At 40.7% G+C, this 13,475-nt stretch carries 11 protein-coding genes, 5 pseudogenes, 1 riboswitch and 1 other annotated feature (1 of these 18 only partly in view); of the genes and pseudogenes, 6 read left to right on the top strand and 10 right to left on the bottom strand.

Features of this window, described 5'->3' with window-relative positions; translation table 11 throughout:
• Nucleotides 1-164, bottom strand: a binding site (T-box leader) (it extends 61 nt beyond the left edge of the window).
• 92 nt (nucleotides 165-256) lie between these two features.
• Nucleotides 257-397: a hypothetical protein gene (locus tag JCM19033_RS23440; protein ID WP_157049845.1), complete on the bottom strand. Its 141-nt coding sequence runs from the start codon at nucleotides 395-397 to the stop codon at nucleotides 257-259.
• Nucleotides 398-643: 246 nt separating this feature from the next.
• Here JCM19033_RS23440 and JCM19033_RS11275 point away from each other — a divergent pair.
• Nucleotides 644-1,614 (top strand): annotated as a pseudogene (locus JCM19033_RS11275) (TIGR01212 family radical SAM protein).
• Nucleotides 1,611-2,185: pseudogene (locus JCM19033_RS11270) on the top strand (class I SAM-dependent methyltransferase). The pseudogenes JCM19033_RS11275 and JCM19033_RS11270 overlap by 4 nt, the downstream one beginning before the upstream one ends.
• A gap of 31 nt (nucleotides 2,186-2,216) precedes the next feature.
• Here the strand turns inward: JCM19033_RS11270 and JCM19033_RS11265 are convergent.
• Both JCM19033_RS11265 and JCM19033_RS11260 read right to left on the bottom strand, forming a co-directional pair.
• The gene (locus JCM19033_RS11265; protein WP_054636378.1) at nucleotides 2,217-3,272 is read right to left on the bottom strand and encodes a tetraprenyl-beta-curcumene synthase family protein; all 1,056 of its coding nucleotides are present in this window, start codon (nucleotides 3,270-3,272) and stop codon (nucleotides 2,217-2,219) included.
• A 69-nt stretch (nucleotides 3,273-3,341) separates the two neighbouring features.
• A pseudogene (locus JCM19033_RS11260) lies at nucleotides 3,342-4,123 on the bottom strand (lysophospholipase).
• 126 nt (nucleotides 4,124-4,249) lie between these two features.
• On the opposite strand from JCM19033_RS11260, the gene JCM19033_RS11255 reads away from it, so the two are divergent.
• A complete protein-coding gene (locus JCM19033_RS11255; protein ID WP_054636377.1) occupies nucleotides 4,250-4,804 on the top strand; it encodes a gamma carbonic anhydrase family protein in 555 nt (184 codons plus the stop codon).
• A 99-nt stretch (nucleotides 4,805-4,903) separates the two neighbouring features.
• Here the strand turns inward: JCM19033_RS11255 and JCM19033_RS25725 are convergent, their stop codons facing one another.
• Nucleotides 4,904-5,032: a hypothetical protein gene (locus JCM19033_RS25725; protein WP_269758149.1), complete on the bottom strand. Its 129-nt coding sequence runs from the start codon at nucleotides 5,030-5,032 to the stop codon at nucleotides 4,904-4,906.
• Nucleotides 5,033-5,193: 161 nt separating this feature from the next.
• On the opposite strand from JCM19033_RS25725, the gene JCM19033_RS11250 reads away from it, so the two are divergent.
• Nucleotides 5,194-6,084, top strand: a complete 891-nt coding sequence (locus JCM19033_RS11250) for a helix-turn-helix domain-containing protein (protein WP_054636376.1) — start codon at nucleotides 5,194-5,196, stop codon at nucleotides 6,082-6,084.
• A 181-nt stretch (nucleotides 6,085-6,265) separates the two neighbouring features.
• On the opposite strand, the gene metK is transcribed toward JCM19033_RS11250, so the two are convergent.
• Nucleotides 6,266-7,474, bottom strand: a complete 1,209-nt coding sequence (gene metK, locus JCM19033_RS11245) for a methionine adenosyltransferase (RefSeq protein ID WP_054636375.1) — start codon at nucleotides 7,472-7,474, stop codon at nucleotides 6,266-6,268.
• A 202-nt stretch (nucleotides 7,475-7,676) separates the two neighbouring features.
• A riboswitch (SAM riboswitch) is annotated at nucleotides 7,677-7,786 on the bottom strand.
• A 106-nt stretch (nucleotides 7,787-7,892) separates the two neighbouring features.
• Entirely contained in the window at nucleotides 7,893-8,303 is a 411-nt protein-coding gene (locus JCM19033_RS11240; RefSeq protein WP_054636374.1) for a thiol-disulfide oxidoreductase DCC family protein, read from the bottom strand.
• Between the two features lie 360 nt (nucleotides 8,304-8,663).
• On the opposite strand from JCM19033_RS11240, the pseudogene pckA reads away from it, so the two are divergent.
• A pseudogene (pckA, locus tag JCM19033_RS11235) lies at nucleotides 8,664-10,249 on the top strand (phosphoenolpyruvate carboxykinase (ATP)).
• Between the two features lie 17 nt (nucleotides 10,250-10,266).
• Here the strand turns inward: pckA and JCM19033_RS25720 are convergent.
• From JCM19033_RS25720 to ytkD, 3 genes are all read right to left on the bottom strand, one after another.
• Complete coding sequence (locus JCM19033_RS25720) at nucleotides 10,267-10,686, bottom strand: S9 family peptidase (protein ID WP_269758148.1); 420 nt, start codon at nucleotides 10,684-10,686, stop codon at nucleotides 10,267-10,269.
• Nucleotides 10,687-10,709: 23 nt separating this feature from the next.
• Nucleotides 10,710-11,063, bottom strand: a complete 354-nt coding sequence (locus JCM19033_RS25715) for a S9 family peptidase (RefSeq protein ID WP_269758147.1) — start codon at nucleotides 11,061-11,063, stop codon at nucleotides 10,710-10,712.
• Nucleotides 11,064-11,533: 470 nt separating this feature from the next.
• Nucleotides 11,534-12,043 (bottom strand): RNA deprotection pyrophosphohydrolase, encoded by a 510-nt coding sequence (gene ytkD / locus JCM19033_RS11225; protein ID WP_054636400.1) that lies wholly within the window; start codon nucleotides 12,041-12,043, stop codon nucleotides 11,534-11,536.
• A gap of 234 nt (nucleotides 12,044-12,277) precedes the next feature.
• Here ytkD and JCM19033_RS11220 point away from each other — a divergent pair.
• A pseudogene (locus JCM19033_RS11220) lies at nucleotides 12,278-12,900 on the top strand (stage II sporulation protein M).
• A 13-nt stretch (nucleotides 12,901-12,913) separates the two neighbouring features.
• Here JCM19033_RS11220 and JCM19033_RS11215 read toward each other — a convergent pair.
• Nucleotides 12,914-13,408 carry a YwpF family protein gene (locus tag JCM19033_RS11215; protein ID WP_054636372.1) on the bottom strand — a complete coding sequence of 165 codons (495 nt, stop codon included), beginning with the start codon at nucleotides 13,406-13,408 and terminating at the stop codon, nucleotides 12,914-12,916.
• Nucleotides 13,409-13,475: the final 67 nt, after the last annotated feature.

The following is a 13,475-nucleotide window of genomic DNA, read 5'->3' as shown; positions in this document are numbered from 1 at the left end:
CACTCACTTATTCCTCCATAACGCAGAGCTGCGTCAAAAGCTACTAATCCTTTTCGCTTTTGAGACTAAAAGGTGAGTTCACATTGCTCCTTGATTGACTCGCACCAGCCGTCAACTCTCTGATCCCGGATACAATGCTACTAGCCCTTCTGCTACGTCGCTGTCTATTAATGAAATCGTATAACAACTAGCTTTGCTTTACATACTAATACTTGATATTTTATGGATTTACTAAATTCCTGTCAAGGTTGCCGTTTTAAGTATTTTCACCAAATCCAAAAGGATATAAACATAACCTTTCCGGTGTATTGCTGCGGTTTCTTTTTTCCTTGATGAAAGATATCCCTGTTACGTTAATCATCATGCCAATGGTTAAAAGCCAGATCAATTTAGGCATTCCCTCTCTCCCTATTTCGACTTTCGAATTGATTGTATGGGAAAGGCTGACGTTTAGCAAGAAGGCTTTATTTGTCCATTGATGTGAACAGCAGCCTATTTCTGAAAAATTTTGCTTTCTCTTGAGGCAGCCCATCAACTTTCTCCCATTAAGCAGTCATGCTACAATAAGACGTACTGTTTACTACTAGGACTCTCTTGTCACCAATAAAGGAAGACAAGATTACACTGACAAGGAGAGAAAATAATGTCTATTAATGCTTATCAGAACACTCCTCAGCTATGGGGAGATAAACGTTATCATACATGGAATTATGAGCTTCGCAGCCATTTTGGAGAAAAAATTTTTAAAGTACCTTTGGACGGAGGATTTGATTGTCCAAACCGAGACGGAAAGGTAGCGTCCGGGGGATGTACTTTTTGCTCCCAAAGGGGTTCAGGTGATTTTGCAGGTGACCGCAAAGACGACCTTCTTACGCAGTTTCATGGGATAAAAGAGCGTATGCATAAAAAATGGAAAAGTGGAAAATACATTGGCTATTTCCAAGCCTTTAGCAACACCTATGCTCCCGTGGAAGAGTTAAGAGAAATGTATGAACTCATTCTACAACAGGAAGGGGTTGTCGGCCTTTCCATTGCCACTCGCCCTGATTGTCTCCCTGATGATGTAGTAGAGTATCTCGCTGAACTTAATCAACGCACCTATTTATGGGTAGAGCTGGGGCTTCAAACTGTACATGAAAAAACCTCTCAACTGATTAACAGAGCTCATGATTATGCCTGTTATATTGAAGGGGTCAACAAACTCAGAAAACACGGAATCCGGGTTTGCTGCCATATTATCAATGGCCTGCCTTTAGAAACAAATGAGATGATGCGTGAAACTGTTCGAGAAGTGTCAAAGCTTGATATCCAGGGGATTAAGATTCACCTTCTTCATCTGATGAAAAAACCCCTATGATTAAGCAATATGAAAAAGGTCTTGTAGAGTTTATGGACTTTGATGAATATGTAAGTCTTGTGGTTGACCAGCTTGAACTCCTTCCTCCTCAGGTGATTGTTCATCGTCTAACAGGAGATGCACCTGCAGATTTATTAGTAGGTCCGATGTGGAGCATGAACAAATGGAAAGTGTTAAATGCAATAGAAGCAGAATTTCAGAAAAGGGATACATGGCAAGGAAAATACTATCATCCAAGCGAGGTGAGGGGAACGTGAATCTATACCGCATACTCCCTTTTGCCCGCCATCTCATAGATCTGGTTGTCCAGGAAGGCGATATAGCAGTTGACGCCACTGCCGGGAATGGACATGATACGTTATACTTGGCTGAACGTACAGGTGAAAGTGGCAGAGTCTACAGCTTTGATATTCAGCCAGAAGCGATACAAAGCACAAAGGAACGTCTCAAAAAGGCGGGCTTAGAGACTCACGTCACACTGCTCCAACAAAGTCATTGCAAGGCAGCAGACGTTATTCCCAAGTCGGAACACCTCAAACTAAAAGCAGCTATCTTTAATCTTGGGTACCTCCCTGGGGGCGATAAAACAATCACCACGTCTCCTCAAACAACAATCACCGCAGTAAAAAACCTTCTTAGCATTATGCCTGATGGGGGGTTAATTATTCTCGTCATTTATCATGGCCATGCAGAAGGACAAATTGAACGTGATGAGCTTCTGTCCTTTACTGAAAACCTGAATCAGCAGGAAGCTCATGTTTTACGTTACCAGTTTACGAATCAAACGAATAATCCCCCTTTATAGTAGCGATAGAAAAAAGAGGCTGACAACAGAGTCAGCCTCTTTTCATTTTCTTTTTTATTTAATTCTTCGAAACACCCAGCTATTCACATAAAAGAATCTTGATGACAAGCCGCCAAATCGAACGATTTGTTTGGCTGTTTCTTTCATTTCCTTGTTCAACTGGACTTTATTATCTGTTAGATAAATTGCGATAACTCCCTGGTAAATTAATTGATGAAACTTTTGGTCCGGCAGTCTCTCAATACTGGTTTTCACCTTATCCATAAAAAAGTGCATACGATGCACCATCTCGTCTTCATTTCCATAGTAGTTTATAAAATTAAGTTCATCATCCGCGTGATCCTCTTCTTGATCAATAAAATAATCTAGTAATATATGAAGACCCTGAACAGCTGGAAAGTAGGCATTTTTAATGTTAGAAAAAAGCCAGGGCGTTCCTTCCCCGCGGGCCGCATATCCGGCAAGAGTATATACACCAAGCGTGGAGGCGGTGGCAGAAGAAAACTCATACCATGTTAAATCTGGCATTACGTCTTCATGTTTCTTATACCACTCTTTTAAGAGAGGCTCTCTTTCTTCCTTTTTCACATGCTTATAAACCTGTAGATCCTGATAGTAAGAAGACAGCTCTCTCATATCCTCTTGTGCCATTGGAAAACCAGGAAACGTTCTTAATGTATTTTGACATGTTTCAATAAGGGAATGAAGGTAACCGCCGTCTTCCTGCCCTTCTCTGTAATAGTAATAGTTTTTAAGCTCTGCACCAGGTGTCAAGGCATCGTCCAAGGCATTATGGAGAGTCCTGAAATCATTCGGGTCCAGTGATTCACTTTGATCACATAAGTTGTCTAAATAATCACAGATTGTCTGGTATGCTACCATAAACTGAATGACTTGATTTTGTCTCTGACCGGCGAGCAATCCAAATGCCGAGCCGCCCTCACAATGAAAATATTTTTTTGTAAGACTGTCCAATGCTTGCTCTCTCAGTTCCTGGTTAGGAATTTCGCTGGCTTTTATCTTCCATTCTTTTAAGAAGTAATGAGCGGCTGGTATCGTTTCTTTGTTTAATTTATATAGTATCGTCCATGGTTGAGTTGGAACTTTCAACGTTGGTCCTCCTAAAACTTATTTGTTCATTTAATCAAGATACCATGCTTTGATTCACAAAACTACTGATTACTCTTCCAATCTTGTATGGATAAATCGCATAACATAGCGGAAGACCAAATCTCTTTCTGGTTCGTTCAATAGTTCATGGTATAGCCCTTTCCATTCCTTTAAAGAGCGGTCACTTGTTGTTAGCTGGTTAAACCAGCGATGAGCGGCATATTTATCAACTACATAATCGTCACCGGAAACCATAGTGAAAAGAGGAACATCCGGGAAGCGCTCAGCTTCCATCAAGCTGATTCTCATTGCTTTGATTAATTCCTGATACCAGCGGTAACTCACCTTTGTGACCCGGAGTTCATCATTCCTGTAGCTTCTCTGATTTCCGGGCTTCTCGTTACATATTCTGTGCGAATCCCTGATTCACCGCCCCATGTAGGGGTAACTCTATGAAGAAGCTTCGTTGCCCATTCCTTCATTTTTCCTGGATATTCGTATAAGCCAAGACAAGGGGAAGACAAAATGACTCCCTTCATAGGCATATGCTTCTCCATCATTGAGCGAATCGCAATCAATCCTCCCATGCTGTGACCATATAGAAATACCGGGAGGTCATATTCAGCAGCCTCCTTATACCAGTTATAAATTGTATCTATATATTGATCAAAACTATCTATATGGCCCCGCTTTCCACGAGTCTGTCCTTGCCCTGGCAAGTCACCTGCTACCACATGTAAACGTTCCTTATTAAATTTATCTATGACCCAGCGATAGCGTCCATGATGCTCGCCAGCCCCGTGAATTATGATTACTACTCCGATAGCATGTTCGCTGTTCCATTTCTTCATTTGGATCGTCCTGCCTTTCTAGAAAGTCGACTTCCCCGTTACTAGATAACAGCTGTCTCTATTCTATTTATTTTACATGTTATTTGCTACACTTACAGTACTATCTTACAAAAAGGAAGGGATGTTATGTTTTATCCATTTAAAGGGAAATCTCCCAGGATAGCTAAGACTGCTTATATTTCTGAATACGTGACAATTACAGGTGATGTAACAATTGGGGAAGAATCAAGTGTATGGTTTAATACTGCCATCCGAGGGGATGTAGCCCCCACTATTATTGGCAGCCGAGTAAATATACAAGACAATTCGGTTCTCCATCAGAGTCCGGAAAATACACTGCTCCTAGAGGATGATGTGACCGTGGGTCATATGGCACTTCTACATAGCTGCATTATACGAAAAGGTGCCCTCGTAGGGATGGGAGCGCAAATACTTGATAAGGCAGAGGTTGGTGAAGGGGCCTTCATAGGGGCAGGAAGCCTAATTCCGCCTGGGAAGAAAATTCCCCCTAATACTCTTGCTTTAGGCAGACCGGCAAAAGTTGTCAGAGAGCTGAATGAAGAAGATTTAAAAGAAATGGAAAGAGTCAGGCAATCATATCGGGACAAAGGACAGTATTACAGAGAAATGCAGGAAAGTAAGATGGAGCTTAGCAGAGAAGATGTCACTGCATCTTTTTAAATGCGAATATAGTGAATCATTAATGCATCAAAACAAGATGTCCCAAAACCAATATGTAAAGAAGAGAAAGGGAAGCCTTTCTCTTCTTTTTGTTTTCTATTAATGATGATAAGGCAGATCACGTAAGTCAGCTCTGTTTTCCTCAGCTTCTTTTTTATTAATTTGTTTATTAAGTAACATAAGACTCCCAAACGTTCCCCCAATAAAAACAAATGGTAAAATGATCAATTTCTTCCCCTCCCTCTTCTACTTCCTATTATAATCACTGAATAATTTTGAAAAATCCCTTTTATTCAGCGTCCTGTTAAAAAAAACCACAATTTTCTTCTTCCTTCTCTTGAAAACATAGAGTAAAATAATTTTAAGCATAGCGGGGGAGTGAGGATCCTATGGATTTCTCAAGAGTAGGTAAAAAGATCTACGAACTACGAAAATATCAAAAAATGACACAAGCAGACCTAGCCAAAGGAATATGTACTCAAGCTCAAATCAGCAAAATAGAAAATGGAACAATAATCCCTTATTCAAATACTCTTTTTGAAATTGCTGAACGCCTGGGTACCGATATTTATTACTTTTTTGATGATCTGCGGTCTGACCGTCCCTATTATGCCGAAGAGGTGTTTTATCAGATCAGAGAACTTATTACCTCTCAGGATTATAAGGAAGTCAGGAATGTAATGGAACAAGAAAGAAACAATCCGCTTTTTCAGTCTGGGTCTAATCTTCAGTTCTTTTTGTGGCACAAAGGAATCTGTGCTTACCATGTAGATAAGGATCCAGCTAATGCCCTGTCATTGCTTCAGCAATCGTTACAGGTAGATGAAATGTCTGATTTTACAGAACGAAAAGGGGAAATATATAATAGTATAGCTGTTATTCTCAACCTTGAGGATAAGTGCGAAGAAGCTATTGCAATCTGTGAAAAAACCTTAAAGCAACTACAGGCGTTTCAAAGAATTAAAGATCCATCGATTCCAATCAGACTTTTGTACACATTATCTAAATCGCTTACAAAAGTAAAAGATTACGAAGAATCTATTTCTTGTTGTGAAGAAGGTATTACCTTATCCTTGCACGCACGAAGTCTTTATATACTTGGAGAACTTTATTATCAAAAAGGAAAAAACCTGGTATTACTCAATGATTACGACGAGGCTCTTTCCTGCTGCAACAACGCGTTTGCAATTTTTAAAGCTACGAACCAGGATCATTTCGGGAGAATCGTTGAAAAAGAACAAGCTTTTCTCAGAGAAAAATTAAAATCTTATGATCAATAGTACTTCACCTTTAACCATGATATATGATCATGGTTTTTTTGAGCTTTCACATATGTTCCAGACACCTGCAGAATAAAGAGTCCGACAAAATCCTGGCAGGCACGGACTTGGGGAATTGAATAAGCTGACTCATAGAAAAACAGGCTGCTGAGAAAGACTTCTCAACAGCCTGTTTATTTACTTACTCATATTGCTGGGCCATGGAAGACAACGCTTCTGCTTTATCGGTGTTTTCCCATGGAAGCTCGATATCAGTCCGTCCAAAGTGGCCGTAGGCAGCAGTCTGCTTATAAATAGGACGACGAAGGTCCATCATTTTAATAATTCCTGCCGGTCTCAGGTCAAAGTTTTCCCGCACCACTTTTACAAGTGTTTCTTCTGAAACCTTTCCTGTGCCAAACGTTTCGATTGAAATGGATACTGGCTGTGCTACTCCGATCGCGTAAGCAAGCTGCACTTCACATTTGTCTGCCAATTCTGCTGCAACGATGTTCTTTGCAACATAGCGGGCAGCGTAAGAAGCAGAGCGGTCGACCTTTGTAGGATCCTTACCTGAAAACGCACCACCTCCGTGGCGGGCATACCCTCCATACGTATCAACAATAATCTTACGGCCGGTCAACCCAGCATCACCTTGGGGTCCGCCAATAACAAAACGGCCTGTAGGGTTAATAAAGTATTTCGTTTCTGCATCTAATAGTTCTGCAGGCACTACTGGCTCAATGACATGCTCCTTCAAATCGAGGTCAATCTGCTCAAGTGTCACATCCGCGTGATGCTGGGAAGAAATAACAATGGTATCCACTCTGACTGGCTTTCCATCTTCACCATATTCAACCGTTACCTGAGTCTTTCCGTCAGGACGTAAATATGGAAGAATTTCTTTTTTACGTACCTCCGTGAGACGGCGGGCAAGCTTATGAGAAAGTGAAATTGGCAAAGGCATAAGCTCTTTTGTTTCGTTATCTGCATAACCAAACATTAATCCTTGGTCTCCTGCCCCAATTGCCTCAATTTCTTCCTCTGTCATATTTCCTTCTCTTGCTTCAAGTGCTTTGTCCACACCCTGGGCTATATCAGCTGACTGCTCATCAATGGACGTTAAAACGGCACACGTTTCATAGTCAAAACCATACTTTGCCCTTGTATACCCAATGTTTTTTAACGTTTCTCTTGCAATTTTAGGGATATCGACATATGTAGATGTCGTAATTTCACCTGCCACCAGTACTAAGCCAGTGTTAACTGTTGTTTCGCATGCTACCCTTGCATTTGGATCTTCTTTTAAGATTTCATCCAGAATAGCGTCTGAGATCTGGTCACAAATTTTATCTGGATGTCCTTCTGTTACAGATTCTGAAGTGAAAAGTCTTTTTCCTTTTGCTTCCATCTAATTATATCCTCCTTTTCCGATTACGAATAATACGGCACTCATTCCCAGATGCGGCAAGTGTAAAAGGAGAAAGAAAAATCTAAACAAGGCGGCTATGGTCAGCACTCCTTATTTTCATACGATCTTATAAGACTGATCGTATAGCATAAAACCTTTTCCTTGGCGAGGAAAAGGGTTTTGATCGTTTCACCTTTTTCGCCTCTTATCTTCCAAGACAAACTGTCTTGCCAGGTTAGCACCTTTCCCCCATTTCACTGGGTGGTTGCTGGGTTTCACAGGGCCTGTCCCTCCACCAACTCGGGATAAGAGTATCCGTTCGCGACATATCATAACGTAGTCACATTGCTATGTCAACTTAGAAACATCTATAAGCTATTCTAAAGAAATACGTTACCTTTTTTTAAAATAGCATAACTTAATTCGATCTTTGCTGAATCGAGCAAGCACCGCCTTCGCATGTTTCATTCAGCATAGAATAACGATTTTTTGCAATCCATTTGTAGGATCTCCGGCCGGCTTTTAACATTCCGGGAGAATGCAGGAGTGCCCCAATAAGAGAAGTAGCAGGCATTAAGAGCATCATTCTTCGTACCGCTTCAAAACCTGTATACAGGTAAGTACCGTTAACAATAAAGTGAATCTCTTCTTGAATTTTTTGCTGCTGTAAAAATGGAAATTTCTCTTTCAATCCAGGTTCATGAATAGAAACCCAGTGCATTCGATTGAACCAATCCAGACGTTCAAAGTATCTCTTTGTTTTTTTACACAAAGGACATAAACTGTCATAAAAGACGATGTAAGATTTATTTGACCAGCTGGCTGCCATAGCGTCCACCTTCCTCTACTTTTATAGTATGTTTCTACCTCCACAGCATCTAAAAATCACAGAAATCACTTTCCAAAAAGCACAATTAATTATAGGAAGTAAAAATATCGTTGTAGTGACATATTCCACAAAAGGTAAAAGGATTAACATAAGGTACATAAAACACAGTAGTCCATACTCTAATATTAAACCATTCCCTGAAGACCGCTTTTACTGGGCTTTTTTCCAAAAAAATCATAAACACACTTAAATTTTTAAAAATAGTATAGACTATATCTTTAAATGTGTTATACTAATTTCAACATAGAGGATAAAGGTTACTTTAATTTTAACTTTTTGGATAGAAAGGATTTTGCTGCCATGAATAATACCGTCTGCTTCACTACCGAATTAAAAAATGTGTTACACGGGGGAAATGTCCTTTATGATTTGCCTGTTTCTAAATTAGTAGAGAAATCTTTAATGAGGAACGAAGGGAAACTGACAGCTTCTGGAGCCCTTAGTGTAGATACCGGAAAATATACTGGCCGCTCTCCTAAAGATAAATATATTGTTGATGAGTCTCCTGCACGTGAAAAGGTGGACTGGGGTCCTGTCAACCAGCCTATTGATAAAGAAATTTTTTCTAATCTGTATAAAAAAGTGCTTGCTCACCTTCAAGAAAAAGACGAAGTATATGTTACACGTGGATATGCTGGTGTTGACCCTGCTTATCGTCTTCCTCTTCAGGTCATAAATGAATACGCCTGGCATAACCTGTTTGCAAAGCAGCTTTTCATTCGTCCAACGGAAGACGAACTTGACCGCCATGAAGCGGAATTTACGATTATCTCTGCTCCTGAATTTAAGGCCGATCCTGAAGTTGATGGCACAAAATCGGAAACGTTTATCATCGTTTCTTTTGAAGAGAGAATTGTATTGATCGGCGGAACGGAATACGCAGGTGAAATGAAGAAGTCAATCTTTTCAGTAATGAACTACCTTCTCCCGGAAAAGGATGTTCTACCGATGCACTGCTCTGCAAATGTGGGAGAAGAAGGTGATGTAGCATTATTCTTCGGGCTTTCAGGTACAGGGAAAACGACTCTTTCAGCTGACCCTCATCGTTTTTTAATCGGTGATGATGAACATGGCTGGTCAAATAACGGTGTCTTTAATATCGAAGGCGGCTGCTACGCAAAATGTGTGAATCTTTCTTACGACAAGGAACCACAAATCTGGGATGCGATCCGTTTTGGTTCTGTTCTTGAAAATGTAATGGTTGATGCGAAAACAGGAAAACCTGACTATGAAGACACGGCTTTGACGGAAAACACGCGTGCAGCCTACCCTCTTGATAATATTGATAATGCTCTTGTGCCAAGTATGGCCGGGCATCCAACAACAATTATCTTCTTAACTGCTGATGCGTTTGGCGTCCTGCCTCCGATCAGCAAGTTAACAAAAGAACAGGCAATGTACCATTTCTTAAGCGGTTATACGAGTAAGCTGGCTGGTACTGAAAGAGGGGTAACGGAACCTGAAGCAACGTTCTCAACATGCTTTGGTTCTCCTTTCCTCCCATTAGAAGCTTCTCATTACGCTGAAATGCTCGGAGAAAAGATCACTCAGCATAACGTGCAGGTTTTCTTAGTCAACACCGGTTGGTCCGGCGGTCCATACGGAATCGGAAAGAGAATGAACCTCCCTTATACTCGGGCTATGATTCAATCTGCACTTCAAGGGGAGCTTGATTCTGTCGAGACAGCCGTAGATCCAATCTTTGGCTTAAACATTCCTGTTCAGTGTCCGGGAGTGCCAGATGAAGTCCTGCAGCCAAAGCAAACGTGGAAGATCCTGAAGCTTACGAGAAAAAAGCAAAAGAGCTTGCTTCTAAATTCAAACAGAACTTCTCAAAGTTTGAAAACACGTTAGAAGAAATCAAAAATGCTGGACCTACAATCTAAATGATGAAAAAGACGCCTTAGAGGGCGTCTTTTCTTTTGTTTTCCTCCCATTTTTTCATCCAGTCACAAGCCTCTTGAAGTACCTTTTTACGATCAAGGTCATTTAAATGGTGCGAAAAATCATTATATATTTTTGCTTCGCATGGGTTTTCATACTTTTCCATTTCCCGCTGGAGTAAGTAAGCATGATTGATTGAAACATTCTCATCTTTTCTGCTGTGAATAATTAACAATGGAACGGATAATTTTTCAATATACTTTATAGGGGTCCGCCTTTCATATTCTTCCGGCTCTTGAGCGGGAGTGCCGCCTGTAACCTTTCGAAATGTCTTTTGTAAGTCCTCCCTTTCCTCATACGTCAGCCGCATATCGGTTACACCGCTCCATACTACCACAGAAGAAGACTGAGGCCTGGCAATGGCTGTGAACAAAGCCATTGCTCCCCCTCTTGAAAAACCCATTATGTGGATTCTTCTCTCATCAACCCCTCATGGCCGGCTAATACGTCAAATGCAGCTGCAGCATCCTCCCGGTCCTCCCCAATGAAATCTTCTGAGCCTTCCCCTCCTTCATTTCCCCGGTAGTATGGGGCAAACACTACATATCCCTCTTTTGCAAGTGTGGTTACCCACTCCTTGCTAACCATGCCGAATGATTTATATCCTCCGCGCAGATATAACAAACCTGGCAATGTGGCAGTATGTTTAACAGGTTTTGCCAGACACCCTTTTACTTGATAAGGACCACTTTGATAAGTCACTTCATACAGCTTCACAGTACTAGACGTGGAGGGTACTTGTTGAAAAGTAGTCAAAGATCATCCTCTCCTTTGTTTTATTATAGGAATCACCATCCACTCTCTTTACGTTTACACCATCCTCAAAACACTCATGGAGAGTAGCTGCGAAGGGATTGCAGAACCGAGTCGCTCTTGTTCTGTTTCCACCGGCTTATTTCTGCAACGTCATGCATCCATTCTTCGTCGCCCGAAACCGTTACAATAGCCGAGGGAATTTGTCCTATTTTCTATACTCCCCTTTATGCAGCAATTGAAAAAGGCTTTTTTTAAGAGAAAGAGGTAAATGGCATCCTGTCAACCGTTTTCAGGAGAAGACAAAAACGATGACTGCCCTCTTAACGGATGGAGCCGATAGATACGATACTTTCTCATTATCGTTTCTATTCAAGTACGAGCAACAGCTTGTAACTTCCCTTCTACTTTACATTCAGCCATAAAAAACCCCCATTGTTAGATGATGTGTCTAACAATGGGGGTGGAGTTCATTAGCTAGGAAGGTCTCTTTGTTGTGAGGCAGGAAGCAATCCATTATCAGACAAAAATTGCAAAGAATGCGTAAGTACTTCATCTTTCATAATAAAGCTATAATTTGAAAGGCTCTTCCGGTCTCTGGGAAGGTTTTCTAGTATAACTGGTCCTTTTGTTTCCATGTAATCAGCTTTTTCAATTAAGTCTTCAATGGTGGCAAAATAAATATTTTTGACCACGGTATCAGCTTTTCCTTTTACCTCATATTGACCAATGTATTCTATGGTGTTCACTTCTCCTCCTGTTTCCTCCCACACTTCACGTTTGGCAGCTTCTTGAGGCGTTTCTCCAGCTTCAACCTTTCCACCAGGAAACTCGAGACCTCTTCTAGGATGATGAGTAAGAAGCCATTGATCCTTAAACACACAAATCACCCAAACATGGCCTGGCTGCTCTGAAAAGGGATTGGAAGAAAAGGCTAGTTTAACTTGATTGTTGTAATAATCATGGAAAGTAAAAAAATTCATTGTACCTGCCTCATCTCTTGCACCAAAATAAAATTCCGTTACTTTGTTTATCATCATACCATTCCTGATTATTCACTTAAACAGTAACGTAATACAACAAGCTTTTTTCACTGGTTATGTTTGCTTTTTATAGGACGAGGGAACAAGATTTTCAGTATTACTCTTTCCCTGCTGAACAGTTCATTAATCCTGTATGTGTGCTCAGCAAAGGAGTTGTTAAAGGAGTTATTCACGATGAAAGAGTTTTATCAAAAAGAATGGGAGAAAGCTAAAGATATTTATAAACTCCCTTTTCTCATCGTCTTTATTCTTACGTTAGCTATCGCTGCCGGAGGCTATATCTTTCTGATAAGTAATCCTCCAATCGTTCATGCAGCCATGGAACAATTGGGAGCGCAATTTGAAAATATGGGAGCGGGTCCAGACGCAGAACATTCAACTTTGTTTTGGGTCATCGTTTTAAATAATCTTCAAGTTTCTTTCTTCGTTTTAATCCTTGGATTTATTCCCGTCCTTTTCCTGCCAGCTCTCAGCCCTGTCATTACCGGCTTATCCGTTAGCGTTGTGTTAGCCTTTACACAAGCAGCTGGGGAAAACCCTCTATCTGTATTCGCTTTGGGGATCCTTCCTCATGGAATAATTGAAATGATCGGCTTGTTTTATGCAGTGCAGCAGGAATATATATTAGCCTGAGTATTGCCAAGAAAATCTTTTCCCCGAACAGGGATTCCATTGAGTTGACACTCAGGATCGGTCAGGCTTTTAAAACTTACTTTGGGGTGGTCGTTCCACTTATTATTATTGCAGCACTTATTGAAGGATTTGTCACTCCTCATTTTCTCGACATGATGGAGTAAAGGGGATTTGATATTAGGAGCGGGAATCCTCGCTTCTTTCTCCTTTTACTTCTTTGTATAAGTTTTCCGCAACTCTGTGAGACCATGAGCCTTGGTCTTCTTTTCTGTTCTTGAACTCCTCTAAAAGCTTTTCTCCAGAAAAACCGTCTTCAATGAGGCCTTCAAGAATGACATTAAAGACATCATCTTTTTGTACTGCCATTTTCCCATCAAATAAAACACTTATAGAATTGGATAAAGTAATAACATCCCTTACCTGAGCAGTCATTGTGGCGGGGTCGTTTCTCTCGTCAGTTATCGTTACTTCTACCACAAACTTTTCCTGAGTTTCTTTCCATTTCTCAAATAATTCTTGTTTCTCTTTGGGGATCACTGCTTCAATTAACCAAAGGCTGTTTTTCTCTTCACGATTTATGATTAATCCATCCTGCAATGGAAGAGCTTCTTGAATAATTTTGTCCTCTTCAGAAAGTACCAATTGCATAGCTACAAGCCGAAACGTCTTCATTCCATCACTCCTAAACGACCGTATCTTTTCTTTAATTGTACCATAATTAAAAAAAGGCAGGCTCTCT

Source organism: Thalassobacillus sp. C254, assembly GCF_001310615.1.
This window is presented reverse-complemented; position numbering and strand designations above follow the sequence as displayed.

Bases quoted from the DNA above. Each gene is read 5' to 3' on its own strand.
- JCM19033_RS23440 (WP_157049845.1), bottom strand. From the start codon at position 397: ATGCCTAAATTGATCTGGCTTTTAACCATTGGCATGATGATTAACGTA.
- JCM19033_RS11255 (WP_054636377.1), top strand. From the start codon at position 4,250: ATGTTTTATCCATTTAAAGGGAAATCTCCCAGGATAGCTAAGACTGCT.
- JCM19033_RS11250 (WP_054636376.1), top strand. From the start codon at position 5,194: ATGGATTTCTCAAGAGTAGGTAAAAAGATCTACGAACTACGAAAATAT.
- metK (WP_054636375.1), bottom strand. From the start codon at position 7,474: ATGGAAGCAAAAGGAAAAAGACTTTTCACTTCAGAATCTGTAACAGAA.
- JCM19033_RS11240 (WP_054636374.1), bottom strand. From the start codon at position 8,303: ATGGCAGCCAGCTGGTCAAATAAATCTTACATCGTCTTTTATGACAGT.
- JCM19033_RS25720 (WP_269758148.1), bottom strand. From the start codon at position 10,686: ATGGCTTTGTTCACAGCCATTGCCAGGCCTCAGTCTTCTTCTGTGGTA.
- ytkD (WP_054636400.1), bottom strand. From the start codon at position 12,043: ATGAATTTTTTTACTTTCCATGATTATTACAACAATCAAGTTAAACTA.
- JCM19033_RS11215 (WP_054636372.1), bottom strand. From the start codon at position 13,408: ATGAAGACGTTTCGGCTTGTAGCTATGCAATTGGTACTTTCTGAAGAG.